The organism is Calyptranema fuscum S582, assembly GCF_055793305.1.
The window spans coordinates 59,758-86,365 of the sequence record NZ_JBSLYH010000031.1; the positions used below are offsets into that span (position 1 = coordinate 59,758).

The following is a 26,608-nucleotide window of genomic DNA, read 5'->3' on the forward strand; positions in this document are numbered from 1 at the left end:
TCACAACAACCAACAGCGGGTTTGAAACATAACTAATTTGTTGAACTCGTTACTAAGTTCGTTCGTTGTCTAACTCGTTCAACCAGGAAATATTCTCGAAGCAGGACGTTACAGGGTGACTAGCACTGCAAAACAAGACCAGGTCAAAGATATCCGGGGTCAGCGATTTGACCAGAAATCGCTGCAAGCTGATCTGCAAGGGGCGATCGCCGGACAACCTCCCATAAGAAAAGCACTCCTCACTCTGCTACTGCTTTGCTGTTGTGGTCTGGCAAGCGTTGCTGTTAGTGTTCTATGCACAACCCTGGGATTAGAAGTGTTTAGTCTGGGTAAAACGTTTCAAGAGTCGTTGATACTGAGCGTCATCCTCATCCTCTGGCTGGTAACTGCCATTTTCCAACGTTGGTACAGCAGCTTAGTAGTGATGTTTGTTGGGTTAGGCGTAGCGATCGCTCTCCAGGGAATTTTAGGCAGCTTAGGGTTGATCGACCTAGTCAGCTACTTTTTCATCTCAACTGCCTTCTTGGTTCTTGCCTGTTGGTCTATCTATGCCATGACGTTTTGTCTGGTGCGTTGGGCGATCGCTTCCCTCGATATCCTGTTCCTCCAGCCCCGATTCGTCAAACTCTTGATTCCTCTCGTTACAGTGTTGGGAGCCATTGTGGGTTCTGCTATCAGCAGTAGTCCCGATCTTTACCAGGAAGGCAATATTCCCCCAGCCACAGCCGCACAAGCTTTAATTGCCCGAATTGTAGGTATCACGCTGACTCTGGCGCTGGTGATAGGGGGGTGGTTAGCGAACCAACGTCGCAACACACCCTGGTGCTACCCTGATGGGTTTCGAGAATGGGCATTAGCTTTGGGGTCGTGGGGTGGCACTTCTTTTCAAAATCTAGATTTGAGCAAAGTTAATTTTGCCGGGGCAATGTTGGCGAATACGGACTTAAGAGGGCGATCGCTCTATCGCACTTGTTTCCGCAACGCGCAACGCCTCGATCGCGCCCGTACCGACAACCGCTATCTAGATTTAGATAACCCCAAGGTTCAAGCACTACTCACCCACGGTGCCAGCGACGATCAAGACTTTAGCGGCATGAACTTACAGGGGATAGACCTGCATGCAACGGCTGATTGTCCGGCTGCCGATCTGCAAGAAATGGATTTCACTGGAACCAACCTCAGCGGCGCAGACCTTCGAGGGGCAAACCTCAGCGGTGCCATCCTCATTCAAACTCAACTGGTCAATGCCGACTTAACGGGAGCAATCCTCACCGATGCGTGCATTCAGGATTGGAACATCAATCCCAGCACCCGTTTTAAGGGCGTCAACTGCCAGCGGGTTTTCTTGAAACGCAGCACCAAAGGTCACTTCATTGACCCTCAACCCGAACGGGGTGAATTTCAACCCGGTGAATTTGAAGCCTGGATTGCCGAAATTCAAAGAACTATTAATCTCAAATTTCAAACTCGCTTGCATCCAGAAGCGCTGGCTTTTGCTCTAACCCAAACTGCAATTAACTATCAAGCTCCAGATCTGCTATCAGTACAGAAGATTGATCAGCAGCAAGACGGAGGGGCGATCGCCCAAATTGATATCGCTTCAGAGGCTGTACCTAATATTGATAAAACAGAAGTTCAGCAGGAACTCACGACCCAATACCAGGGAGCAGTGCGACAACTGGAAGCGGGATATCAACTGACGCTGCAAGCCAAGGAAGCTGAAATTCAACGAGTACAGCACATGTTTGCGTCTCAACAACAATTGATCGAACGGTTAACAGGTCAACTGGCAGACCGCAAAGCACAAGTGGTTGTACAGGGCGAAGGCAATCAAATTTACATGATCGAAAACGCAGGAGGCATGACCGTGACCCATAACCAAAACATTAACGCAGGTGGCAACGTTGATCTGTCCAGTGGAACGCGCATCAACGTTGGCGGCGATATCAGCGGCAGTGTGGATCTATCCAGCGGAGCGAAAGTCAGTATAGGGGGAGATGTCGTCGGTTCCAGCATTAATCTTGGAACCTTGAGCGGTCAAGTCACCACTACCATTCAACAGTTGCGAGATGTCAGCGTCAGTGGGGCTGGGGAATTGGCAGACATTCTCACCACCCTTCAGTCCGCCATTACCCAGGATACGGCGCTGTCTGAGAGCCAGAAAAAAGAAGCGCTGGAAGCAGTGGAAACGATTGCGGAGGAAGGGAAAAAACCGCCAGAACAGCGGGTTACAAAACTCTGCTCAATGGCAATGAATGCATTGAAAGGTGTAGCTGCAACTGTTTCGGATGTGAGTAAGCTGGCAACTGTTCTGCAAACTTCTTTACCCGTTCTGCTCTCGCTATTGGGGCTTTAGGAACTTGCAATAAGTAAGATTAAAGCCCAATTTTTTGTAGTGTAGCCAGCCCTTTTGATCTGGGCTTCAACTTCGCTTAGGATCGTGGATTTGATAAAACCGAAGATTTATTTTTGGAAGCGCGGCGGAGCCGCGCTTCCAAAAATAAACTTCCGGGTTTTAATTAATTTGTGATGCTTAGCCTGGATTATTCATGAGGTATCAAAAGAAGATAGAAGTGTATTGAAGAGGGGCGAGACCCCAACAAAATCACGCACAGCCTCAAGCAACTGGTGAACCAACAAGTGTATCCTCCTCGGAGGCTTCCAAAGAAATCGTGCTGGATAACGATGGGTGGGACGACTCAACACACGGAGAGCAGCAGTGGAGTTGTTTTCACGGCTACTATGGGCAGCACATGGACGTTCCAGTGCTGATTGCAATTTATGCAAACTGGAGAGAAGGCACGGTTGTTCGAGGATGTGTACTACGCCGCAGTCAGTTGGGATGAGCCGCGTTGACTGGTGATGAAGGCAGAATGTCTGCCCGAAGGGCGATCGCTTTCATCACCCATCAGTTTCACGAACCAAATAGGATTGCTATACAGCGCTTCGCGAGGCAATGGCGGGGTACAAGATCGCAGGGGGATAATTTGCGCCATCTAGCATCAGTTGCGCCACGGCTGTATATGCCTCTGTCCATGCCGTTTCTAATTCAGGCGTCCAGTCTGCGGCTAAGCAAAATTTCAGGGCTTTGAGCAAGCTACTGCCAATCAATGGGTAGTGTTCGGGTAAAACGCCGTATTTGACATGGCGGGTTCCCAGCCCTTTGAGTGCCTGGGTTAGCACGTCTGCCTGTTTCAAATTGTCTACGACCAACACCAGAGAGGCAAATAGTTTTTGGGCTTGCTGCTCCATCTGAATATGGGCAAACAACGGTTTGATTTGGGGGTAGTCGGCAAACAAGGTCGCGTAAAAATACGTCGTAAAGTCAGCCTGGCGATCGCGAACTTGAGCAAAGCTTGTCTCTAACAATTCAGCTTGTAAACTCATGAAATTCTCCTGTCTAGGGGTTGATGTAGCCTTTTGAGAGAACGGCGGCTCCGCCGCCGTTCTCTCAATCAGAATTACAGCTATGACTCTTAGCCTGACAGGATTGGCTGGAGACTTCTATGAGCTACCTCATGATTACCCTACCGATTGAAAAGTAGTGACGGGTTTAGTGATGACATGGGTTGTGGGTGCCGCACGAAGTGCGGCACCCACAACACATGTCAGCGCTGGATTAAGCAATGCCGTTTAAGACCCGGAGATTAGACCAGGGGCAAAACAATTTCAAATTCCGTTCCTGTTCCGTCTGGGTGTTGTAGGCGTTGGGCGTCCGTCAGACCTGTTAGATTTTCTAAGGGAAAACAGGGCGATCGCATATAGAATTTGCCACCGTGTTTAGCCGTCACAATTTGATAACTCACTGACAAACTCGTTTCTTTTGCCGCTCGGTTTTCGATAGAGAACGACTCGACAATTTTTTGGCGTTGGTCTGCGGATAACCCTAGACTATTGTCTGTAATTCGGATTGACACCCAACGGGGAGCCGTCAATGATGCTGATTGCTCTGCACCTGTTTGCTGATCAGAGGGCAGCATCGTTAGATTAGCTGTTGAGCGATTGCTCGAACGAATTTCAGTTGTGATAGTAATTTGAGGTTTGGCGATCGCCAGCGATTGTGCGCCCATCAGTTGCCGATTGGCAAATTCTTCTGACCGTTCGCGGTAGGTTGCCTGATTAATCAACGCATCAATCGCATTGGTCAGAATATTCATAAAGACCTGGCTCAACTGACCGCCATAACAAGTGACGGGCGGGAGATGCCCATAGTTTTTAATAATTTGAATGTCGCCACTTAGACGGCTTTTGAGCAACAGTAAAATGCTATCTAAACAACCATGCAGATCTGCCGGTTTGGGATAGACTTCATCGATATGGCAAAAGTTTTGCAGGCTACTAACCAATTTTTTCAGACGTTCTGCACCGGAACGGATGCTGTCGATTGTGCGGGGTAAATCGGCTTGCAAATAGTCCAGCTCAATCTCGTCTTTTAACTGAGCGATCGCAGGGGGCACTTGAGGAAATTGGGTTTCATACGCCGTGAGCAGTTCCATTAATTGCCCGGTGTAATTGGAGACATGGGTCAGGTTGCCCCAAATGAAGCCAACCGGATCTAAGATTTCGTGGGCAATGCCATCGACCAAACGCCCCAACCCTGCCATCTTTTCGGTTTGAATCATTTGCACCTGCGATCGCTCGTAACGCACCTGCGTCTCAATGCCCCGAATCTGCCAATAGGCAATATTGAGTTCATGAACACTCAGCAAACAATAAGTTTGGGCATCGATCTGAACGACAATCGGTTCGCCTTGCTGTTCGGGCGATCGCCTGAAGGCTTGTTGGGCAGCTGTCAAAATCGAGATATGGGACGGCAAAACCAAATTTCTGACCTGCGCATAGCTATAAAGCACATCCAGCGGGTTCGATAAAAATAGCTCTAACCCATGGGGTCGAATCAAATATTCCAAGAGTCGCTGACGTGAAATCATTCCCAGAAACTGACCTTTTTGGGTCAAAATTACGCCTGGAAGCAATGGATGCTGCTCGAAAACTCGCGCCACATCTAGCGCTATATGGCTAGACTCAACCTGAAACTGATGTAGAGAGAGTTCTTCTAAGGTTGACTCTAAAGACAAAACTTGTCGCCCAGCCTCAAATAAAGATGGGATCGGCAATCTTTTGGTGGAATGGTTGGTAGACATAGCGTTGCGATCGAGTGAAATAGGCAAAGGCGAATTCCTGAATCCCATGCAGCTAGAATGCCCACGGCTAGACCAAACCAAACGATCGCCAATCGATAAGTAAATGAATCCAGTACTTCGCGCCTGGATGGATTACGGTTGTTGTGAGAGAGCCGCGCGGAGCGCGGCTCTCTCACCAACTTGTACTTCATGGTCAAACCATGAGTCGTTTAAAAGATCTATCGGATGATAGTTTTTCAGATTTGCCTCAGCCCCTTATGCTGACTTTTAACGGACGTCATTGCTTATTTGCGATCGCCCCAGACGTTTTAGAGGTTAACCAGTGGACGCTATTTTGACTCGTGCTAAGGATCTGAAGCTTGCCTTGCTCGATTTTGTTTTTGATGCCGAAGGAGAGTTGGCAACTGCTCTGGAAACCTATAGCGCAGAACGCCTGGCGCAATTACCTCAAACACCAGGTCGTCATCAAGATGATTGGATTGTCGATCTGTTTTTGATTGAAGGTCGGGTCGGTCAGAAAACGCCTTTAGAATTGTTCGTGGATAGCCAACCAGACTTATCAGAAAGCGATCGCCAACTGATTCACAACTGGCACCGTAGCTTTGTCGGCTTGTTTGTGGTGCAGCAGATTGCCACAGATGAGTCGGACGTGACGCTGGATTTGATGAATTGGATGACAGGCAAACCGTATGCGGTCAAACCCAATGGCTTGCAATCGCAAGAGCAGTTAGATCGGCTCAAACCCGGCGAAATTTTGCTGGCTCAGATCACGCCGATAGACGCCGATCAGTGGATGTTGACCGGATCATTGAAACTGTTGGGCAAATTGGGGAAACCCAAACTGGCTGTTGCCATCGGTAATTTCAAAGATCAATACAAAACCCATCGCTACGGGGATGCACCAGAATTATTGGAAGAAGCATGGCAATCTATTGAGCACTATTATCAAGAATTTGTTGACTTTTTTGGCAGCGATGAAGTGACGTTGCCGGGATATCAGCTCAACAAAAAATTTGCAGAATTTCAAGAAATCACTACAAAAAAACGCCTGGAGGCAACCGGGATCGATCCATCGAAGTCGTTAGAAACCTTAGCCGCAGAGTCCGGTGTTTCTAAAGAAGAGTTAGTAGAAACTGCCGCAGACTTTGGGGTAGATGCTAAGTCGATGAAGCAGTTGCTGGATCAGCCAAAAACCCAGATGGTTGCACCTGCGGTGGACTTGCCCGATGCTCTAAAAAAAGCCGAACAGGTAACTGTTCTAGCCCATCCTCGCTGGGGACAACTGTTTTTCACCCAATATGCCCAACTCAAACATCTATTAGAAACAGAGTCGTGGAATACGGCTGAACCGACATCACAAACGACATCACAGTTGCTCCAGACGCTGCTCAAAGATCCAGCCATCAGTGCTTATTTCTGGTATCGCTTGGCAGAGCACTATCCCACCCAATTAGAGCAGGCGTTGCGACAGACGTTAAACCATCCTAACTTTACCCTTGCAACGGATCTAGATAGCCTGTTGCAAGAATTTGGTAAACCGATTGAACCCGATTTACCGGCGATCGCCAGCGTGCCTTTACACCTGCACAATTTATTTCAAGACGCTCTCCAGGACGTCAACAAGAATAAAGCGAAAGCCAAGGTACAACGTAAAGCTGCAACGGGCTTCCAGCGCTAGGGATCACCATTGAATTAACTGGGCATTCTTTTGAGGGAAAGCGACGGCTTTGCCGTCGCTTTCCCTCAAAAGAACTGGGTTTGATCCAATCTGCGGTTCTTATACCGATTTAAACAGACTGCACGGCACATCAATCTTCTGTAAGGGCGCATCGCCATGCGCCCCTGCGGTATCTGGTGCGATCGCTAATGAAATTGGTATGAGTCTTGCTCTTCATCAAAACTTAAGGAACATCCCTCTGCCTCAGTGGGTCATGGCAAGAAGGTTGTGACGAGTTAAACGTACCGACCTCCGTAGAGAGTCAGACATCGATGCCACTGCAAATGCCTGGAATATATTGTCTTAAGCACATTAAAGGCGTTGAATGCGACCAATGGTCGCTCGGAAACATGAGACAAATTGACACAGTCTCAACTTCTAAATCCGCCTCCGTATGATAACTGCCGTAAAGATCAGGACGAGAGTGGATGTGGGGTTCTGCCTGCACCACTGTCCTCTCGACTCTGGCAATTGCCGTCGGTGGTAAATCCTGCCAGAGGTTAAATCCTTTTTTCTGTCCGTTCACCTAACTGTTGGTAACTCTATGAACAACAAGCGCAAGGGCAAACCCCGCATTTCTACTCAACGCCAGGTTGCGATCGCACTGATGGCAGCTACTTTACTCGTGGGTGGCTATAGCCCCAGCCTTTGGGCAACCCCAGAACCCATTGTGATCAGCCAGCGACAAGGAGACTGGGATGCCGTTTTGAATACGGCTCGTGTGTTGAACGACGAGGGCGACGTTACGGCTCTGGTGATGCAATTAGATGTATTGGACAAGCCAGAAACCAGCTATGCCAATGCCGTCTACCAAATCTTTGCGCGCCTAAACGGTCAGTGGCAAGTCATCTATTCCAACCTGGGGGCACGACTGATTGCCAGCCCCGACGGACGGCTAACATTGCCACCCGAAGTGGTGCTGTTAAGCGACCTGGAAGACGAGATCGGACGCAACGTAGACTGGAACAACCTGGAACTGAAATCAGTGGTTCAGGTGCGCTATGACGTTCGGGGTGGACGCCGCAACCAAGAGGTACAGTGGGAACGGGTTCAGTCTTACACTCAACTGGCTCAGACCACAACCACGTCGGTCGAAAATGGTCAGATTGTCGCGATTCAAACTGTCAATACGGGGTCTTCGTCCAGCTCAACCACTCAGGTGACAACTACTCAAACATCAACCACTCAGACGTCAAACACAACCAACTCCTGGCCCGGTGTCGGTGGCTCGGATGAGGATCTGAATGTGCATCGCGGGCACTTTAGTCTGGCGGTCTTGCAATCTCGAATCACCTATCCTGATGTGATTGCCAGAGTGTCGGTGATGTCCAAGCGCCCCGGTTGGTTCTTAGAAGAGCGCTTTATTGGCGATTTTCGCTATCGCATGAACCAGCGGGCACAGTTTATCCGGGGGCTAGACGAAGGCGATCGCGTTGTTGTGCGCTTGTTTGACCTGCAAAATAATCTCATTGGCTACAGCGAATTTGATCTGCTGTCTGACTTCGCGGCGGTGAATTTAGTCCTGCCCAGCCAAACAACTGAGAGTCGTCTCGTCCGCACAGTCTACGGCATTGACGCCAACCGCAATGGTGAAATTGACAACGGCAGCACGGTCTACGATTACTTTACTCGCATGACCGGATCGAGCTACCGCGAATCTCGCGTTACCTTCTTACCCAGCACGCAAGGCATTGATACTAACTTGTTTGCAATTCGCGGTTTGCCCAACCCGTCGCCAACGTGTACGTATACCAATTCCTTCTTGACGGGTAACTTCTCCCTGGTGAGTCGTACGATCTCAGTTTTCCGATCCGCCTTAGCACCTGCTCTGGTGTCATTGCCCGGTGAAGTCACCCAAATCACTACTATCAGCTCATCGTCTGTCTATGAAGTCAGTCGTTTGATTTTGATTAACCAGGAAGTCGGGGTTTCGGAAGGAACCATTGTTGTGATTCGAGACAATGGTGATTATGACTACGGTTGTAGCTATGGCTGCGACGGTGATGATGACGATGATTACGACTACGACAATGACGACGATGATGATTACGATTACGATGATGATGACGACGATCGTCCGGGTCGCCGCAACTGCAACCAGGGCATAGGCAACGGTGCGGAAGGCTGTGATCCTGGAAATTCTCGCCCTCATGGAGGCAGCAACGATGAAGGCGGACGTACACCGGGTCGGGGTGCCGGACGGGGTGGACGCTAGAGTCTGTTAGATGGATTAAGGTTGTTGTGAGAGAGCCGCGCTCTGCGCGGCTCTCTATTGCTGATTTGAATGCCCTCAACGCTAGCACTTCACACTGGGATAGATTACGGTTATTTGTAAGGATCACAGATGAATTAACCTGTAATTCTTTTTGAGAGAGCGACGGCTCCGCCGCCGCTCTCTCAAAAAGAATCGGGTTTTATTAAATCCACGATCTTAAGGGCTTCGTTCAGCGAAGCTCTTACAAAAGACTGTGAACCCTGACGCATCTAGATGACGTAGATATAGATAGTTTTATGGAAGCCAAGCCTTTCATCACCGTTGATGATGAATCGATCAGTCTGGGGCGAGCCTTTCGTTACTTACAGACAGCCGGACGCCTGGACAGTACCATTAGCGCCATTTTGCGGCAGCATGTTTTAGAAAAAGCATTACAAACTCAGCCAGAATTGGCGATCGCCCCAGAGCAAATCCATCAAGTTGTCACTGACTTTCGCTTACAAAACCAACTGTTAGACGCACAGCAATTTCAGCACTGGTTAAGCGAACAGGACTTGGATGAAACCCAGTTTCGGGCTCAGATTTTACGCGAACTGCAAATCCGTAAACTCAAAGAAACCGTTGCCCAGACAAAACTCCAAGAATATTTCATTGAACGGAAACTGCTCCTCGATCAAGTGGTGCTCTCTCGCATCACCGTTTCTCAACAGGAGGTGGCAGAAGAGTTAAGAGAACAACTGAACGAAGGAGCCAGTTTTGAAGATTTAGCACGAGACTATTCGCGGGCTGAAGAACGATTTTTTAACGGCATGATGGGGCTTGTCAGCCGGGGGGAATTGCCCGATGTCTTGAGGGCAGCACTCGACCGGGCGGTTCCTGGCGATATTGTGGGTCCCTTTTATTTAGAAGAGGCTTGGATGCTGTTTCGGCTGGAAAAGGTGTTGTCGGCTTCATTGGATCAGCCACAAGTCCTGCAAACTTTGCAAAATGAGCTATTTGACCGCTGGTTTGTAGAGAAATTGCAGAGTATGACGATTGAAATTAACCTGGATGAAGAGATTAACTAGTGCTTTGTTAAGTATTTTCTGACGGGTGATGTACCGCGCTTCGCGCGGCACATCACCCGTTTTCACCGTCAATTTTTATATGGATAGACTACTGGCGTGTTGCCGCATTTTCTGCCGCATGATGGCGATGAACAAAATCGGCTAACCAATCTTTAACCCGATAGGTTGCTCGACAATCGTCTTCGTTATAGCGCAGGATGGCATTCAAAAAAGAGCGATCGCCTGTTTTTAGCCACTGTGCATACCAATAGATCGACTGTGCCCCGTTCGATTCCGGGTCACGCCAGTTAAACCCAATCCAACGGGCGATCGGTTTTAAGGCATAACTTTCGACGGGCAATGTCACCACCCGCGTCACGCGTTCATGCAAATCGACAAACCGACCCAGTAGCGGTTCTATCTGACTGTAGGGTGTATGGTAATACTCCGCTAACCGTTTCACCGTCTGCACTTCATAGGGACAAAAATGAAAAATCGGTGCCGTAGGGTAGCGCCAAACCAGGTCTAAAAAGTGTTGCCAAATAATAATTTCGTCTTCCGGGCGATCGGCAAGCAATGCATGAAACGTTTCGGTTTGATCCTGGCGATCGACGACTAACACGCCATGCAAATAGACCAGATTTTGTTCGGGTGCGGCTTCAATGTCAAAGTAAAGCTCAATCGGTGCCGTTGGCAATTCTTCTACAGACAACAGCGGTGGCGAATAGGAGAGGTTGGGGTCAGCGGGTCGAGCCAGGGCACGGTTTTGTAGCTTAGACTGAGCCTGTAAAACGAGCTTGTGAGCCACCTGACTACCAAACCCTGGCAAGATTTCTAACCGTTGGGGTGGCATCTCTGCCAATGACTCTACGGTCGTCAGCTGCAAATCTTTGAGGTAGGTGTAGCGGCTGGGTGTTACCCCCGGCAACAACGAAAGATGCTCAGACTCTTGAGCAATCTGATAACAATGGCTAAACCAGTGGCAGAGATCGCAGCGGCTGTGGGCAATAAATACATCGGGTTCTTGCTGCGAGACTAATGTTTGAATGCATTCGTCCAAAATATCTTGCATTTTGGGCAAAATTGCTGCCAGGTCTACTTCATAAAACCCACGCTGCCGGAGTACCAGCCAGCTTTTTTCGCTCCAGGTGCCCTGAACGGCTGCCAACACATACGCATGAAAGGTTGCGGCAACCTGGTAGTCTAGCTTTGGGCGTTTACCCAGCTTAATTTCGGTGGGAGCGTAGACCCAATCGCCAAAAATCGATTGTCCCGGCTGCCGGATCAGCAAATCTGGGCAGCTAACTAACGTGATGCCATTCTCTTGCTCAGACAGCAACACGGCGCGGGTAATGTATTCCACCCCTTGTTGCATTAACTCCAGGGTGGCGTTTGCCCCTGCCCGCCAGTTGCGAGATGGATAATGGGCTTGGTGGGTAGGATGATCTGCCAGGACTGTGAGTTGGTGCGATAGACTATCCTGGCGTAGCTTCATTAAGTAATCGCTGGGCGGATCACGTAAACTACCATCGGCATAGGTATCTAAAAAGGCGCGTCGATGACAGCGCTGGTAGTTCAGCAACAGGTCGTCTGTGATCCACAAAGTTTTGGGGCTCGTCGAAGGATTAGACGGATCGGGCACTACAAACTCAGAGGCTGTAGAGTGTGTGCCAGCCTCCTCAAGATTGGGTCTGTGGACGTTAACGTTCAAAGTTCCCGTTGAGTCGGACATAGGCACATGCAAGCCGCAAATGGGTTCGCCTCCTTATGATTGATGGCTTTATGGGTAACCGTTGAGGGAAGCAAAGCCTCCCAACTGCATCGGGGCAACATTTGGCGATCGCAACGTTCACCCGATCGAGCGCCACAGCAAAATTTTCTGGATGGCAAAGACTCCAGAAAACAGGGATAGCTGTTTGCGTTGCACTTGGCATGGGAGAGGTCTTCTGCGATAGGTGCTGGTGTTACAGAAGTTATTACAGACTCAGCCGCGCTCGATTCAAATTGAGATGCCCTTATGAGTATAAACTTTAGCGGGTATTGCTGATTTTGGGTATGCTTTTGTCTTCAAGACCTACATTTTAATAGAAATAAAATCCCTGTTTTGTGGAGGCGCGGCTTCGCCGCGCCTCCACAAAACAGCGGTGATGCTCTAGGTCGGATGTTATTTTTTTGGAAAGGCGCGCGGAGCGCGCCTTTCCAAAAAAATAACCGTAGAGAAACACACCCGCAGTTGAAACTTCACATCATTGGTATCAAGACGCATGGCAACGGTTCTCAATCCATCTGAATTAGCAGCGTTCCGGCAAACATTTCCGGCATTGCAGAATAAAGCGTATTTTAATTACGGCGGTCAAGGACCAATGTCGCAGGACACGATCGCCCAGATTTTACAGGCGCATGACTATAGCCAAAAAATGGGTCCCTTTTCCAATGACGTGAATCTATGGATGCATCGGGAAACAGAGCAAACGCGTGCGGCGATCGCCGCAGAACTCTCTGTCCCGGCTGACACGATTACTCTGACCGAAGATGTTACCGTCGGTTGCAATATTGCTATGTGGGGCATCGATTGGCGCGAGGGCGACCATTTGCTGCTGTCGGACTGCGAACATCCCGGTGTGATTGCCATTGCTGAAGAACTCCGCAGACGCTTTGGTGTGAAGCTGTCCTACTGTCCGTTGATGGCAACCTTGAATCAGGGTGATCCTGTCAACGTCATCCTGCAACACCTGCGCCCGACCACTCGCCTGGTAGCCATCAGCCATATTTTGTGGAATACGGGGCAGGTCTTACCTTTAGCAGAGATTGTCACTGCCTGCCGCAGCTATCCGACCCACTATACCCCCATCAAAATTCTGGTCGATGCTGCCCAGTCTATGGGGGTGTTGCCGTTAAACCTCTTGGAACTGGGGGTTGATTTCTATGCGTTTACCGGACATAAATGGTTGTGTGGACCGGCAGGAATCGGTGCCCTTTATGTCAGTGCAGACGCATTTGCTACACTCCATCCCACCTTTATTGGCTGGCGAGGCACCATCAAAGATGCCAAAGGGTTTCCCACCGGGTCAGTTGCCAATGGACGTCGGTTTGAAATTGCCACTTCAGATTTCACCCTTTATCCCGCGTTAAGACAGGCGATCGCCTCTCATCATCAATGGGGTACAGCTGGCGATCGCTATCAACGCATCAAAACCGTGAGTGCTTATCTCTGGCAACACTTATCGGCACTGCCCCAGATTACCTGTCTGCGGACAGCACCACCCGAAGCGGGTTTAGTTTCTTTCCGGGTGCAAAGCGAAACCGAGGCGATCCATAAACACCTCGTTCAATCCCTGGAACACCAAGGCTTTTTCCTTCGCACCATCCTTGATCCAGATTGTGTGCGGGCTTGCGTCCACTACTTCACCCTGGAATCAGAAATTGATCAACTGATTGCAGCGATTCAAAGCCTGCTATAGGTTTTATTTCCATTTAATTAGAAGCCACTTAAGAAAGTGCGATCGCACCAGCCACTAGTCAGCTTGTCTTTAACTACCCCAAATTGATAGATATGTGGAAAAATTCCATCTAACTTCTTTCCCAGAGGATATTATTTTCCCAAATCTCATCTAACATACGCTATGGGGGAATTAGATAGAATTTGTCTGTCTAATTTAAATTGTTATGCTACCTACCTATGCACTCTCGTACAGCTAAATGTTGATGATGCTTTTTGACTCTTAAAGAAAATAGTGCATGTAATTTTTTACTTGCAAAATTTTAAAGAAAAGCCTTTACCGCTAATGTTTCCAATTCTCAGCTTCCTTGGAAAGTAGTGTTGTATCCTGATATTAGTAAATTGCTTGTTAATAAAAACTGGGGAAATATATGAAAAATTCAAAATATCAACATCTGGTTGATGTTCTTGATAAAATAGCCGGACAAGCTCCAGAGAGCTATAAATCCTATAGATTGCCTGAAAACGATGAGAACAGACGTAATGAAATAAGGGCAAGAGCTTATATCCATCTTCTTCTACTTTCTCGATTCGGTGTTACCGATTTTGAGGAGAGAGAAAAGTTGATGACAGATGGTACAAATGATGGAGGAATAGATGGTTATTTTGTCGATTGTGAATACAGAACAATTTATTTTATTCAGTCTAAATTTAGAATAAGTTCTCAAAATTTTGAAGAGAAAGAAATACGTTTTGAAGAGCTTTTAGCAATGGAAGTCGATCGAGTATTAAAAGGTGAGGAAACTGGAGAAAATGGTTCTAAATATAATGGAAAAGTTATTAATTTAATTAAAAAAATTAGGGATATTAGTGATATTGCCAGGTATCAATATAAAATTATTGTCCTTGCAAATATAAAAGATGTGTCAAAAGAAAAACTTTTCAGACTTTCTGGAGGATTTACAACTGAAGTAATTAACTACGCTAGATGCTACGAAGAAATATTATTTCCTGTGTTAACTGGGACTTATTTCAATTCATCGCATCTATTTATTAATTTGAACTTATCAAATAAACAGTCTGGGACAAAGATTAGTTATTCTGTCGAAACAGTCGCTGGCATTGTTGATATAACTGTTGTTTTTGTGCCAGCTTTAGAAATTGCAAAAACTCTATCAAAATATAAAAATTCTATCTTGAAATATAATCCACGATGCTATTTAGAATTTTCAGAAAACAAGATAAATTCAGAGATTATTGCAAGCATTGTAAATAATCAGACAAATGAGTTTGCACTATTTAATAATGGCATAACAATGCTGTCTGAAGAAACTTCGATAAATGAAAGAATTGGGTTAAAGGACAGAGCACAACTTCTAATTAAAAATCCTCAAATTATCAATGGAGGTCAAACCGCTTTTTCTCTTTCAAGGGTTCTCGATCAACATTTAGATGATTACCAATTAATCTTTCAAGGCAAAGAAGTATTGCTTAAAATTATTACTATTAGAAATGACAATATTGGTAAGGAGGAAAGTTTATCTTTGATTGAATCTATTTCTAATGCAACTAATAAGCAAAATGAGGTTACATATGCTGATAGACATTCTAATGACAGAGTCCAGTTAAACATTCAAAAAGTCTTCTATCAAAAATTTGGAATTCTATATGAGAGAAAAAGAGGTGAATTTGCTGATGCTATCAAGTTTGGTTATATTGATAGAAGTATCATCACTTCTAGAACTGAGATTTTGCGTATTTCAAGGGCTATAGATGGGAACCTTGACAAAAAACAATCAGGTAAAAAATACTTTAATGATGAGCAATATTACAAGCGCTATTTCAAAGAAGAAGATGTTCCTAAGTACTACTTTGGATTGATTTGCTTAAGAGAATTGCAAAAATATATAACGGATAAACATATGAAATCCAGTAGTAGCGAAAGGGCTTTGAGGTTTGGCTCTTATTTTATAATATTTATATTGTCGCGAATAATTCCCGACATAGAGAGAATTTCTCGAGATGAAATAGTTAGCTTCATTGAAAAAATGTTGGATGGATGGATAGATTTTGAGAAGTACATAGTTGAATTAGAAAAAAACAAGAGATTTGTCAGAACGATCTTTGATAAAGTGCTAGAAGAAGAAAACCAGGTTTTTAATTATAAACAATACTACCGAAGCAAGGACTTTTTAGGAGATATGGAAGATTATTTTCTTAAGACAGATGGTCCTTAACTTAACTAGATTTCTTTTTTTGTTGCCTTTATCTTAAAAACCACTTTGGCTATAGAATTTAGCAGTATAACAATTCTACTGCACTAGAACAAATTCAATACATTTTGGGATTCAAGCGTTATCTGCGTCCGGTAAGCAGGAACATTAGCCAGCTTTAATAGTGCTCTTTAAATCCAGGTGTCGCAGGTTGGCGTATTCCCTGTAGCTTACTCATAGCTAAAGAATACTGATGAGGTGGACTATGACGTCTTCTAATATTTGCTCCAGTGGGCTTTTGTTGATTGCCGCTGGAATTCTGTTCGGGGGCTTTATGTTTTTCCATCCTGCCAACAATTCACAGGGGGCATTGGAAGCAATCTGGGTTCCGACACATTTTGCCTGGTTTCTTTCCTATCTGCTAATCATTTGCAGTTTCATACCCCTGTATGTTCCCCTTGCCACAACACAGAATTCTCTGACAGCGATTAGCTATTGGCTGTCTTTCGTTGGGACTGTTCTTTCCTTACCGATTGCTGTCTGGGACTCATTTGTTATTCCCTACTTGGCAAAGCACGCACCAGATTTTATCCCTCAGATTGAGGAGATTTCTTCTGAAACTCCAGTTTTAGTTTTTAGAATAATTGTTTTTTTAACAGTATTCATATTTTCGCTAGGCTTTTTTCTCTATGGTACTTCGCTTGTTCGGGCACATATTGTGCCCATGGTAGTGGGTGTATGCCTTGCTACAGGAGCGCCCTTGTTTTGGGTTGGTGCCCTTTTTGTGAGTAAAGGTTCTATGGGTAATCTGATAACAGAACTTGGCGCATTCCTATTTGGGATTGGTCTTATAATTTTTGGCGCAACCTTATTTTCAAAACCTTTTCGGTTCGCTCAGCAGGAAATGCCATCAAAGCAATCAGCCGTCTAACAACACCCATGTACATCGACTGCCAAAGGTTGATTGTTGTGATGCAAAAAATATCGCTGGTGAGTGATGGATGATGTTGTGCCAATTTTTTATGGAGACACGCCAAACCTATGCTCCCCGTAGTTTCCTTGGCAAGGGGAACGGCGACAGCCGGGGGTAAATCAGGCGCAGCCTCATATAAAATATGCCGCAAATTCTCGGTAGGGCAATTCCTGAAGCTTATTTTGCCGTGTTTGGCATCCAATTGTCTTGACGTTATCATTAGGGAGCAAGACGCTTCAGCTTCTTCAACCAAGAATGGTACAGATCTTCCTGCGGACAAACGTTACAGTAGTTTTAAGAAAACCATACGTTTTGTTCAGCGAGCAGTCAGAAGCCTGTGAGGTGGAGTTGATATGACTATGGTAGCGATCGAATTACCGATGGAAAAAATTGCAGAGTTCTGTCACAAATGGCAAGTGATCGAATTTGCTTTATTTGGTTCTGTCTTACGGGATGACTTTCGCACAGATAGTGATATTGATGTAATGGTGCGATTTCATCCAGATGCTTACCCCACCTTTGGCACGCTAGACCAAATGGAAGCAGAACTCAAAGCTATATTCCACCGAGAGGTGGATCTGGTCACTCGTCGGGGTATTGAGACCAGTCGTAACTACTTACGCCGTCACGAAATCTTGTCTTCTGCTCAGGTGATTTATGCAACGGGATCTTCAATTTCTGCTTGATATGCTTCAATCTGCGGAGTTGATCCTGACCTACACGACTCAGCATTCAAAAGACGACTTCATCACAAATGTGCAACTTCAAGATTCGGTCATTCGGCGGCTGTTGGTCATCGCTGAAGCTGCAAGACGCATTTCAGACGTAACTAAGCAGACGTTGCCGAATGTCTCTTGGCAAGAAATTAATGGTATGCGCAATCGGCTAGTGCATGAATACGACGACGTCAACCTCGATATTGTCTGGAATGTAATCCAGTTCGAGATACCACCGTTGATTGAGGAACTGAAGTTGCAAATTCCCCCTGCACCTTGAAAATTACTGGTGGGGCGATCGCTGAGAGAGCCGCGCAGAGCGCGGCTCTCTCATAACAACCGTAATTTATCCCGGCGAAAAGCACTATTAAACCTACGTCCCTAAGTCAGACGTACCCATTTAGCGATCGAGGGAACGCCTTGCTGGTCGGTGATAAACAGCATGTACCAGCCTGGGGGAGCCAGATTGGGTTCGTTGATCAGGTCAACTTTGAGGCGATCGCCACTGATTTGCATAAATGATAGATCGACCAGACGTTGCTCGGTGTCGTGGGTATGGGTAGGGGCAGCCGGTTTGATCAGGCTAACCCATTGAATATCGGCTGCCTGGGACGTTTGAATTTCCATGACACCCCCATAGGAAAGGGTCTGGGGAGCCGATGCAATTACAGGACGGGCACCCTTAAACAAGTAGGGTGGATAGTACATTTCCAACCGCAATTCTTCGTCTTTGCGGGCGGGGTTAGATCCTGCTGTAATCACCCGCCCATCGGGCAACAGGATAGCAACCGAGTGATACAGACGCGGCACTCTAGCCGCCGCAACTTCTGTCCAGGCGTTGGTGCTGGGGGTGTAGAGTTCGGCTTCCAGGGTGGCTTCAGCTCGTGATTCATCTGCCCCACTGCCACCGCAGGCGAGGACGGTGCGATCGGGGAGGACGACTGCCATAGCGTGAGTCCGGGCATGGTGAAGTGCCGGAGCCGGTTGGTAGACCGGAGTGGCAGCTTTTAGATCAACGATATCCACATGATTGGTTGCGCCCTGGGCGTGCTGGTGGGCTGCTCCACCGCCCAAAACACCCCCGCCCATGATCATGACTTTCTGGTCTTGCACTGGGGGCAACAGCACGCTGGCTGCCTGGTTGCGGTGGTTGGGTTCACTCAGTCCGGTGACGGGTGTAACGGTATTGGCTTGCAGATCTATCAGGCTGGGTGGGGTGCCTTCATTCACGCCGTATTGCGCACCGGAATAGAAAATGCGCCCATCCTCCAGCAAGAACAGGTGGGCATAGAGGGGGTAGCGACGGTTCAGAGCCGGGGGCAGGGTTGTCCAGCCCACACCATCCTGATACATTTCAGCGGTTTCGTTGAGGTTGCCGTTTTTATCTAAGCCAGATACTGTGAACACTCGTCCATCTGCCAGGGTTACCAGGGTGGGATACCAGCGGCCATCTGCCATGGATGGTTGCTTTTCCCATTGCTCGGTGAGGGGATTGAAGGTGTAGGCATCGCGCAGCCCGATGAAGGGATGCCCAACGTCATATTCTTCGGTACCTCCAGCCACTAGCAGCCGACCGTCGGGTAAAAAGGAATGTCCGGCACAAAAGAAGTCGGCGGGCGTATTGGGAAACTGGAAGGTGTTATCGGTGTAGTCCCAAACAACGCTACCAAATTCACCATTGGCGTTGTCGGGGTTGTTGCTAGACCCGGAAAAGAATAGCACTTTGTTCGTATGCAACAACGCGGCGTGGATCGCTAAAATTTGCGAGGTATCGGGCAATAATCGCCAGATGCCTTGACTGGGTGCGGTGTCTAAATCGAGTTGTACATCGAGGGTCCGGTAGTAGCCCTGGTTTGCCTGGGGTGGGGCGTCGATGTGCGCCAGAATCAGTTCGGGACGCTGGCTATTGTCGAGATTGGCGATCGCCAGTCCTGCGCCTTGATTTTCCCAGTAGCCCCAGTCTGGAATTGCCGTCCAATTACTCCAGCCACCTGCGACGTTGCCTGTGGCATCGAGATCCCAGCCGATTTGATAGAAGCCTTGATTGGCTCCGGGGGGATTGTCGATCTGAAAGACCACCAGTTCGGGGCGTCCATTACCATCCAGATCGGCGATCGCAATGCTGGCATCTTGATTTTCCCAGGAAAACCAATCGACATCCGTCCAATCACTCCAGCCACCTGTGACAATGCCATTGGTGCCTAAATTCCAACCGATGCGGTAATAGCCTTTGTTGGCACCATCGGGACTATCCACCTGAAACACCACCAGTTCCGGTCGTCCGTCATTATTCAAATCAGCAACGGCAATGCCACCGCCTTGATTTTCCCAGGAAAACCAACCGGGCACGGCGATCCAATCACTCCATCCCCCGGTAACATTGCCAGCACCATCCAGATTCCAGCCAATGCGGTAATAGCCTTGATTGGCACCGGGAGGACTATCGATTTGAAATACAATCAGTTCCGGTCTACCATCATTGTTGAGATCGGCGATCGCAATATCTGCGCCTTGATTCTCCCAGGAAAACCAGTCGGGTACGGCAATCCAATTGCCCCAACCCCCCGTCACGGTTCCAGTTGCATCTAAATTTTTACCGACTTTGTAAAATCCCTGATTGGCACCCGGAGGATTGTCGATTTGAAACATCACTAAATCCGGTCTGCCATTGCCATCCAGGTCTGCCACTGCAATGCCTGCCCCCTGGTTTTCCCACGATACCCAACCGGGAATGGGAAGAAAATCGGTTGCCATGATGTACCTCTTGTTTGGTTCGAAAATGGATGCTTGAATGTGGGCGATCGCCAATCAATTCGGGCAACGTCCTGATGCATTGGCGATCATTAGCGGGTTATTGATACATAATCAGTGCTTGCCGAGTGCCAACCGGAAGCCGGACTTCATTGCCGTTCACCGCTAGGGATTGACCATTGGCAGTAGCCGATTGCACGCTGCCAAATCGACAAGGATAGACAAACGCCACGTTCCCCAGAGGAGGTTGCAGAATGTTGATTTCAACCGTTTTAGTTGATGAGTGGTGAGTGAGTTGATAGCCAAACGTACCCCCAAAAACCGTTGGTGCATGCGAAACTCCCACCGACTGTCCATTACCAACCCAGTGCGGCATCACACCCGGAGCCAGATAGATATGGGGGCTACCGTCTTCATCCGCTTCAAAAAATAGGATGTCGCGTAGCAATAGCGTGTATTCGGCGCAAGCCCAACCATGGGGAATGTCGCCCATATACCACCAGCGTCCCGGAACTTCGGCAAAGTCTTTGGCAATGGGGTAACAATGTTGCTCATTCCAGGCACCCAAAACCACCTGCCAGCGATCGCTACTACCGTCATAACGACTGACTTTGCTATATCCGGCGTTGTCCACGACCCAACCGAGGCACTGATCCATGCGCTGGATATCGCCAATCAACAAAAAGGCGTGGGCTAATTGCAAAGTTAGATAGGGACCGTAGCAATTCCAGGCAGAATCGTGGCGGAACCCGCCATCCATAAACCGACTCCAGATGGTTTCTAGCGTTAGCCGAGCAGCTTGATCAAGATCGGAACCCAACTTTTGTCCCATATACAAACGACAGGGATGGAAGTATGCCAGCACACCAATAATGGTGGAATCAAGTCGTCCGACATCACCGGGACCTGTTGCAATAAAGGTCTCCCAAAATCCGCGTCGGCGTTGCTCATCCAATAGCCACCGAATCGAGTTTGCCGTGGCGCGCACCATATCGTCATAAATTGCCCAAATTTCGCGGGCTTCTTGGCTAGCCCCAATGCGCTCAGCGAGCTTAGCTGCTTCGTACAACCCGGCGATCGCCCAGAAGTCATCCCAATAGTGGGGTTTGTCCTTATCACCGATATGTTCGGCACTCCAACCACTATGCAATAAGCCATAGCCATCCCGGTTATCGCGCAACCACCGGGCACCTTCAATCACAAATGGGGTAAACATCCCAGCACCAAAAGCGCGATCGCGTCCCATGATGCGGTCAAACCGACTGATTGCCCACAAAGCTTGCCCATTGCTATCCCATTCCCGGTCATTTTTCTCATGCTCACCGCCAAAGAAGCCTCGCAGAGACACTGGTCCCCAGCGATCGTAGCTATAGTTGAAAACGTTAGGATAGTGTCGCCCAAACTGCTGTTCTGGTAAATCAGTATCCCCACTCAACGCACAGGCGATACCTTCTATGGATGAATCACGCACCCAGAAGGAATCATAAATAGTTGGACCGGGATGAATCTGTCCATCATCGGCAAGAATCAACAGATTGGCACGACAGGTGCGATAGAGATCAAAGAGATGCTTTATGGAAGCGGGTAAGGTCGCTTGCAACCCATTTTTGTCAAGTTTACCTGTCCAAAATGCTGTATTGTTGGCTTCTAGCAGATTGGCATCAGCAGATTGCAATTCGATCAGATCGGAATTACCGCGATAATCATCCACTGGAAGTTTCACATCCAGTGAAAAGGAAGGATTAGCGCTGTTGAGATTGAGTTTCCAGGCAAATACTGCGGTACAAATGCCAGCGACGCGATCGCTTGTCGTATCGCGTTCATTTAAACGTCCATGACTCAGTAAATCTTGATAAGGACTGTGATCCAGATAGTGATCGGGATTGTAGGATGTCTCTTCATTGCCATACAAACCATAGGTATCGGGGGACGTACCCAATAACGGACCCCATTTGCTATTCACTTCAACCCGCTGTTCGCTCGACAAATAACGCAAGAAAGTTAAACGTTTGTCTGCACTATAGCGCCCAGCTTTGTCATGACGCTCGAAACCTGTTGGTCCTAAAGGCGACACAGCAACGCACAACCATGCATTTGATGAGAGGGCGCTGGTAAGTCGTGCTGTAAACCGAGCTAACACCACACTCCGCTGACGTAGTCCGACTGTCGTGGCGATCGCTTTTTCTTCTACTTCAACACCCATGGGCGATCGATAGGTGGTTTTGACTACGGGTAAATAGCCATCGTCCAGGGTTTGTGTTAGCGGCGAACCACTCCCACTCGTTTTGGGGAATTGGGGAAAATGCAGGTGTTTGGTTTGTGGATCAAACAAGAAAAAGCTGAGAGTATAGTGATCATAGACAGGTTCAATTTCCCCCGCCTGACCTACCAAACTTTCCTGATGATGGTCTTTGACCCCGACCATATTCCAGTAGCGATAGTTGGCGTTTGAGGCAAAGGCACCTTCTTTTGAGTCAAACAAACCCTGATCAAACGAATCGCTCCAACGACGAAAATATTGCTGCACCCACCAGGGTAGAGGATAGACCTCACCTCTGGCTTTGGCACGCCACATCAGTTCATAAAACATCCACTCATGGGTTTGAGGTTGGGGCATTGTTCATCTCCAAATAGGGAGTAGACACTTGCAATCGGGGGGACTTTAAACCGGAAATCAGCACTCCTTGATATGCAATAAGCTCTCTCTTAAAGATCGTGGATTTGATAAAACCGAAGATTTATTTTTGGAAACGCGGCTCCGCCGCACGTTCAAAAACAAACGTCCGGGTTTTAATCAATTTGTGATCCTTAAGGAGGGAACTACACGTCTCATGCTGTCAAATTCAGATCTGCCCTCACATGACCCACACGGGTACCTTCCACGCGCTTATTTTTGGGGGACACGGGGTGATGAATACAGTCTCTAATGCTGAAAACTGTTGGTAATTCTGGATTAATTGGACTGGCACCTGCACCGACATCCTGGCACAACAGCCGGATGGTTCCCTGTTGATTCATCCGCTTTTGTCAGAGAACCCTGAACGATATTCTGGTACAGAATTGTAGGAGATTCACAACCTGTCGGGTCTACCAGTCGCCGATCCCATTCCATTCCCATCCCCCATCTTCCCCATCCCCTTCATCTCCCCCACCTCCCCATTCCCATCCCCGAAACATCAGGGAAAACTGGGTAGCGTGACAATACCCCAATCCAATCGGGTCAGCCAAAAATTAAGAAAGCCCATGTGCCGACGTATGCGCACTTGAAAAAGTTGCACACCCCAAGCAACGAAAGGGTGCTTCCGTTGCCATGATGAAAATTAAGAGCAAACGGTTTGGTGTGGTTTGTCATACCGATTTAAACGAATTGTTGGGCACCTGGAAGTTCAGGAGGGGCTTGGCACTGCCAAGCCCGTGCAGAAATCTGTCGTGCTCTTAATTCAATTGGTATAAACCCCTTGGTTTTGCGAACTGCGCATCTTAGTCTGAAACTGTGTTGCGGGCTAGAACTAACCGGATTTAGCTATGACTCGTTTGAAATTGGTATTAAGCATCTAACCGAAAAGTAATAAGAAGAGTTGATTGTTTGTGTCCAAAGGGCACGAACAATCAACTCTCCGGCTAGACTCTAAGAGGTGCTGAAAAGCCGGGACTTGGAATATTGAGGAGATGAGCGAAACGTGACCCAAGAGTTTCACATTTCGTTGACCCCGGTGGGGAATGATTCGTATCTGGTGCGGACTGAGCGGGTCACGCAGGGTGTGCCATTGGCAGAAGAACAGATTTCTTTCCCTGTAAAAGATTGGCTGGTGCAGGCACGCCGTCTCATGAGCGATCCGTTGCTGGGCTTGTTACAGGGCAATGGCGATAGTAATGGGGTGCCGTTGACTGGCACTGTGTCGCCGGGTCATGGGCAAGTGTTGCCCAAAGACCTGAGAGAGTTTGGGCAATATCTGTATAGCACGCTGTTCCAAAAAACGCTGCGCGATAGCTGGGTGATGGCTCAAGGCATTGCCCAAAATCGCGGTGAAGTGTTGCGTCTGCGATTGGGTTTAAAGGGGCTGGATTTACCCCGTTTGCCCTGGGAAGTGATGCATAGCTTTGAAGCGTCTATCAGTAAATTGGGTCAGCCCTATGCTGGAAGCAGTGTTTCGCGACCGTTGGCGGCAGGCACCGATATTATTTTTTCGCGCTATCAGGCAGATATGGGGCTACGAGCTGGAGCCATATTGCCAACCCTATTGCAGCCCGGTCAACCGCTACGGCTATTGATGGCGATCGCCACTCCGTCTGACCAAGTCCGACTCAATTTACAACAAGAAGCAAGACAGCTTCAGCAAGAATTGGCAGCGCATCACCGAGCTTCGATGAATGGCACGGGGACTCATGCTGAAATTGAATTGGTCATTTTAGAGCAACCGGGGCGAGAGCAACTCACCCAGGCACTGGAGCAAGGTCATTTTCAGGTGTTTCACTATGCCGGCCATAGCAATTTATCGGAAGTCGGCGGCAGTCTATATCTGGTCAATGAGCGCACTGGATTAACAGAAACCCTGAGTGGTGAAGACCTGGCAGGTTTGCTGGTGAATAATGGCATTCAAATGGCAGTGTTTAACTCGTGTCAGGGAACCTATACTGCCACCGATGCGGCTCATCAAAAGGGACGAAATTTAGCCGAAGCGCTGGTCAGTCGAGGAATTCCAGCCGTTTTGGCAATGGCAGAAAATATTCCCGATCAAGTGGCGTTGAATCTCAGCCGTTTGTTTTATCGCAACCTCAAACAGGGCTACCCGATTGATCTGAGCCTGAGTCGGGCACGCCAGGGGTTGATTTCATCCTATGGATCTGAGCAATTGTATTGGGCATTGCCCGTGCTCTATCTGTCGCAAACCTTTGATGGTTACCTTACTGCGGGCGATCGCTCTGTAGATAATCCTGCCGATCGGCTGCTGTTATCATCGCCCACAGCCCAAGCTGCTGCCAACCGCTTAGCAACCGATTTAAAACCCACTAATACCAACCGTCTGACCGCATCAGAGATCGATCCTGAATTGGATATGATTTCCAATGCCGTATTAGCCGACGATGATTTGGGTGATCTGGTTGAAGACTACATCAATCCGAATAAATTGGGATTAGACGACGAACTCAGCTACGAGGAAGATGCGTCAGAGTTAGCTTCTTTAATTCAACAACTCTCGCGATCGCAACCTGAGATCGAACCGTTGATTGCGGCAGATAATAATGAGAACTTATTGCCCGATACCGACGATCTGATCCTGTCGCTCTATGAAGAATTGCCCGAAGACCCACGCTATCGGCAACCAGCGGATATGGGGCAGTTGACACCTGCCAATCGCAGTTCGCTAACCCGACTCTCTGATGACGAGATGGGCGGCAGTCTGGCAGTTTCTACCCACGGAGATGGTTCGATCCATGCGTTTAACGCCAATCCTTACGGGCAAGCCCGAGTCACGGAAGAACCGCCTAAACCATCCCGGCGGCGGTGGCGAAAGGGTTCTCCTGTGGTGGTGGCAGCGTTAGTCAGCGCCGGAATCACAGCGATCGCCTTAAGCGTTTTGTTGATTCCTGGTTTGCGGTTTTGGCAAACTGGCTCTGGAGACGGACGCCCCACCACCGGGGTCTCGCCATCTCCTGGGACGACGGCAAATCTCAATGATCTGAACACGGCACAAGATTTTCAAAAAGCCGATACGGGAGTTTTAACGCAATTTGCCGTGTTGCAATTTAGCCGCAATGAGTTGACTAAGGGTGAACAAGCGGTGACTGAACTACTCGATCGGGGTGCTTTGCAAGAAGCCAAAACGGTGTTGCTGGGGGTTCCTCAAGCCCAACTCGACAAAGCCCCGATTAGCTTTTTGTATGGTCGGTTGGGCTGGGAATTTATCAAACGGCAAAATCCAGATTATGGGTTATCTGATGTTCGTCGCTATTGGGCATCTGCGGTCAAAGCAGACCCCCAATCGATTGACTATCAAACTGCTCTGGGGTTTGCTTACTATGCTGCCGGAGAAACTCAACTGGCACTGGAAACCTGGTGTACAGCTGTAGGCTTAGCCGCTGGAGATGGTGCGACCTCTGCCCCGATTGCTAATGAGATTGGCACCATTCAATGTCCCCTGGCTGCTCAATTACCAAATCCAGCGATCGCCAATGCCTACGCCGGAATTTCGATCGCCTTAGCGCAATTAGCGTTAGACAATCCTACTTATCTGCCGTTGGCAGGTAATATTCAGCAGGTGGTGTTGTCGAGTCAGGCAACCCGATTTGCCCCACAAGCGCTGAGTACGAGTCGTGATGCAGGTGATTGGATTTGGACAGAATCAACCATTGATCAGTGGCGTGTATTGATGGAAGTGACGCAGTAAGCACT

Annotated in this window: 19 protein-coding genes; 12 read left to right on the forward strand and 7 right to left on the reverse strand. The window is 48.2% G+C overall.

The annotated features are described in order from the left end of the window. The first annotated feature begins 115 nt into the window (after positions 1-115). Positions 116-2,356, forward strand: coding sequence for a pentapeptide repeat-containing protein (locus tag ACR6Z4_RS20065; RefSeq protein ID WP_479719089.1), 2,241 nt, complete (start codon positions 116-118; stop codon positions 2,354-2,356). Positions 2,357-2,934: 578 nt separating this feature from the next. On the opposite strand, the gene ACR6Z4_RS20070 is transcribed toward ACR6Z4_RS20065, so the two are convergent. Together ACR6Z4_RS20070 and ACR6Z4_RS20075 are read right to left on the reverse strand one after the other, a co-directional pair. Then, the gene (locus tag ACR6Z4_RS20070; protein ID WP_479719090.1) at positions 2,935-3,387 is read right to left on the reverse strand and encodes a globin family protein; all 453 of its coding nucleotides are present in this window, start codon (positions 3,385-3,387) and stop codon (positions 2,935-2,937) included. Positions 3,388-3,647: 260 nt separating this feature from the next. Further along, entirely contained in the window at positions 3,648-5,144 is a 1,497-nt protein-coding gene (locus tag ACR6Z4_RS20075; RefSeq protein WP_479719121.1) for a sensor histidine kinase, read from the reverse strand. A gap of 200 nt (positions 5,145-5,344) precedes the next feature. Between ACR6Z4_RS20075 and ACR6Z4_RS20080 the strand changes: the two genes are divergently transcribed. Together ACR6Z4_RS20080 and ACR6Z4_RS20085 are read left to right on the forward strand one after the other, a co-directional pair. Then, a complete protein-coding gene (locus ACR6Z4_RS20080; RefSeq protein WP_479719091.1) occupies positions 5,345-5,482 on the forward strand; it encodes a hypothetical protein in 138 nt (45 codons plus the stop codon). Further along, positions 5,467-6,822, forward strand: a complete 1,356-nt coding sequence (locus ACR6Z4_RS20085) for a hypothetical protein (RefSeq protein WP_479719092.1) — start codon at positions 5,467-5,469, stop codon at positions 6,820-6,822. Before ACR6Z4_RS20080 ends, ACR6Z4_RS20085 begins: the two co-directional genes overlap by 16 nt. Before the next feature lie 301 nt (positions 6,823-7,123). Here ACR6Z4_RS20085 and ACR6Z4_RS20090 read toward each other — a convergent pair whose 3' ends face one another. Beyond that, a complete protein-coding gene (locus tag ACR6Z4_RS20090) occupies positions 7,124-7,387 on the reverse strand; it encodes a hypothetical protein (protein ID WP_479719093.1) in 264 nt (87 codons plus the stop codon). Between the two features lie 18 nt (positions 7,388-7,405). Between ACR6Z4_RS20090 and ACR6Z4_RS20095 the strand changes: the two genes are divergently transcribed. After that, positions 7,406-9,076: a hypothetical protein gene (locus ACR6Z4_RS20095; protein WP_479719094.1), complete on the forward strand. Its 1,671-nt coding sequence runs from the start codon at positions 7,406-7,408 to the stop codon at positions 9,074-9,076. A gap of 296 nt (positions 9,077-9,372) precedes the next feature. After that, complete coding sequence (locus tag ACR6Z4_RS20100; RefSeq protein WP_479719095.1) at positions 9,373-10,143, forward strand: peptidylprolyl isomerase; 771 nt, start codon at positions 9,373-9,375, stop codon at positions 10,141-10,143. 88 nt (positions 10,144-10,231) lie between these two features. On the opposite strand, the gene ACR6Z4_RS20105 is transcribed toward ACR6Z4_RS20100, so the two are convergent. Next, complete coding sequence (locus ACR6Z4_RS20105) at positions 10,232-11,854, reverse strand: TM0106 family RecB-like putative nuclease (protein ID WP_479719096.1); 1,623 nt, start codon at positions 11,852-11,854, stop codon at positions 10,232-10,234. 42 nt (positions 11,855-11,896) lie between these two features. On the opposite strand from ACR6Z4_RS20105, the gene ACR6Z4_RS20110 reads away from it, so the two are divergent. The 6 genes from ACR6Z4_RS20110 to ACR6Z4_RS20135 all read left to right on the forward strand — a co-directional run bounded on the left by ACR6Z4_RS20110 (position 11,897) and on the right by ACR6Z4_RS20135 (position 17,743). Then, positions 11,897-12,034 carry a hypothetical protein gene (locus tag ACR6Z4_RS20110; protein ID WP_479719097.1) on the forward strand — a complete coding sequence of 46 codons (138 nt, stop codon included), beginning with the start codon at positions 11,897-11,899 and terminating at the stop codon, positions 12,032-12,034. Between the two features lie 352 nt (positions 12,035-12,386). Then, positions 12,387-13,583 (forward strand): aminotransferase class V-fold PLP-dependent enzyme, encoded by a 1,197-nt coding sequence (locus tag ACR6Z4_RS20115; RefSeq protein WP_479719098.1) that lies wholly within the window; start codon positions 12,387-12,389, stop codon positions 13,581-13,583. A 409-nt stretch (positions 13,584-13,992) separates the two neighbouring features. Further along, complete coding sequence (locus tag ACR6Z4_RS20120) at positions 13,993-15,798, forward strand: AIPR family protein (protein WP_479719099.1); 1,806 nt, start codon at positions 13,993-13,995, stop codon at positions 15,796-15,798. Positions 15,799-16,039: 241 nt separating this feature from the next. Beyond that, a complete protein-coding gene (locus ACR6Z4_RS20125; protein ID WP_479719100.1) occupies positions 16,040-16,705 on the forward strand; it encodes a hypothetical protein in 666 nt (221 codons plus the stop codon). Between the two features lie 395 nt (positions 16,706-17,100). Then, positions 17,101-17,433 carry a nucleotidyltransferase family protein gene (locus tag ACR6Z4_RS20130; protein WP_479719101.1) on the forward strand — a complete coding sequence of 111 codons (333 nt, stop codon included), beginning with the start codon at positions 17,101-17,103 and terminating at the stop codon, positions 17,431-17,433. Beyond that, positions 17,405-17,743, forward strand: a complete 339-nt coding sequence (locus ACR6Z4_RS20135) for a HepT-like ribonuclease domain-containing protein (RefSeq protein WP_479719102.1) — start codon at positions 17,405-17,407, stop codon at positions 17,741-17,743. Before ACR6Z4_RS20130 ends, ACR6Z4_RS20135 begins: the two co-directional genes overlap by 29 nt. Before the next feature lie 101 nt (positions 17,744-17,844). Here the strand turns inward: ACR6Z4_RS20135 and ACR6Z4_RS20140 are convergent, their stop codons facing one another. The 3 genes from ACR6Z4_RS20140 to ACR6Z4_RS20150 all read right to left on the reverse strand — a co-directional run bounded on the left by ACR6Z4_RS20140 (position 17,845) and on the right by ACR6Z4_RS20150 (position 23,442). Next, a complete protein-coding gene (locus ACR6Z4_RS20140) occupies positions 17,845-20,217 on the reverse strand; it encodes a galactose oxidase-like domain-containing protein (protein WP_479719103.1) in 2,373 nt (790 codons plus the stop codon). Between the two features lie 97 nt (positions 20,218-20,314). After that, a complete protein-coding gene (locus ACR6Z4_RS20145; protein ID WP_479719104.1) occupies positions 20,315-22,831 on the reverse strand; it encodes a hypothetical protein in 2,517 nt (838 codons plus the stop codon). 470 nt (positions 22,832-23,301) lie between these two features. Next, complete coding sequence (locus ACR6Z4_RS20150) at positions 23,302-23,442, reverse strand: hypothetical protein (protein WP_479719105.1); 141 nt, start codon at positions 23,440-23,442, stop codon at positions 23,302-23,304. 452 nt (positions 23,443-23,894) lie between these two features. On the opposite strand from ACR6Z4_RS20150, the gene ACR6Z4_RS20155 reads away from it, so the two are divergent. Beyond that, positions 23,895-26,603 carry a CHAT domain-containing protein gene (locus ACR6Z4_RS20155; RefSeq protein WP_479719106.1) on the forward strand — a complete coding sequence of 903 codons (2,709 nt, stop codon included), beginning with the start codon at positions 23,895-23,897 and terminating at the stop codon, positions 26,601-26,603. Positions 26,604-26,608 lie beyond the last annotated feature (5 nt).

What these genes read in the sequence shown, in the direction of transcription:
- ACR6Z4_RS20070 (WP_479719090.1), bottom strand. Translation starts at nt 3,387, where the DNA reads ATGAGTTTACAAGCTGAATTGTTAGAGACAAGCTTTGCTCAAGTTCGC.
- ACR6Z4_RS20075 (WP_479719121.1), bottom strand. Translation starts at nt 5,144, where the DNA reads ATGTCTACCAACCATTCCACCAAAAGATTGCCGATCCCATCTTTATTT.
- ACR6Z4_RS20080 (WP_479719091.1), top strand. Translation starts at nt 5,345, where the DNA reads ATGAGTCGTTTAAAAGATCTATCGGATGATAGTTTTTCAGATTTGCCT.
- ACR6Z4_RS20095 (WP_479719094.1), top strand. Translation starts at nt 7,406, where the DNA reads ATGAACAACAAGCGCAAGGGCAAACCCCGCATTTCTACTCAACGCCAG.
- ACR6Z4_RS20100 (WP_479719095.1), top strand. Translation starts at nt 9,373, where the DNA reads ATGGAAGCCAAGCCTTTCATCACCGTTGATGATGAATCGATCAGTCTG.
- ACR6Z4_RS20105 (WP_479719096.1), bottom strand. Translation starts at nt 11,854, where the DNA reads ATGTCCGACTCAACGGGAACTTTGAACGTTAACGTCCACAGACCCAAT.
- ACR6Z4_RS20110 (WP_479719097.1), top strand. Translation starts at nt 11,897, where the DNA reads ATGGCTTTATGGGTAACCGTTGAGGGAAGCAAAGCCTCCCAACTGCAT.
- ACR6Z4_RS20115 (WP_479719098.1), top strand. Translation starts at nt 12,387, where the DNA reads ATGGCAACGGTTCTCAATCCATCTGAATTAGCAGCGTTCCGGCAAACA.
- ACR6Z4_RS20120 (WP_479719099.1), top strand. Translation starts at nt 13,993, where the DNA reads ATGAAAAATTCAAAATATCAACATCTGGTTGATGTTCTTGATAAAATA.
- ACR6Z4_RS20125 (WP_479719100.1), top strand. Translation starts at nt 16,040, where the DNA reads ATGACGTCTTCTAATATTTGCTCCAGTGGGCTTTTGTTGATTGCCGCT.
- ACR6Z4_RS20130 (WP_479719101.1), top strand. Translation starts at nt 17,101, where the DNA reads ATGACTATGGTAGCGATCGAATTACCGATGGAAAAAATTGCAGAGTTC.
- ACR6Z4_RS20135 (WP_479719102.1), top strand. Translation starts at nt 17,405, where the DNA reads ATGCAACGGGATCTTCAATTTCTGCTTGATATGCTTCAATCTGCGGAG.
- ACR6Z4_RS20140 (WP_479719103.1), bottom strand. Translation starts at nt 20,217, where the DNA reads ATGGCAACCGATTTTCTTCCCATTCCCGGTTGGGTATCGTGGGAAAAC.
- ACR6Z4_RS20145 (WP_479719104.1), bottom strand. Translation starts at nt 22,831, where the DNA reads ATGCCCCAACCTCAAACCCATGAGTGGATGTTTTATGAACTGATGTGG.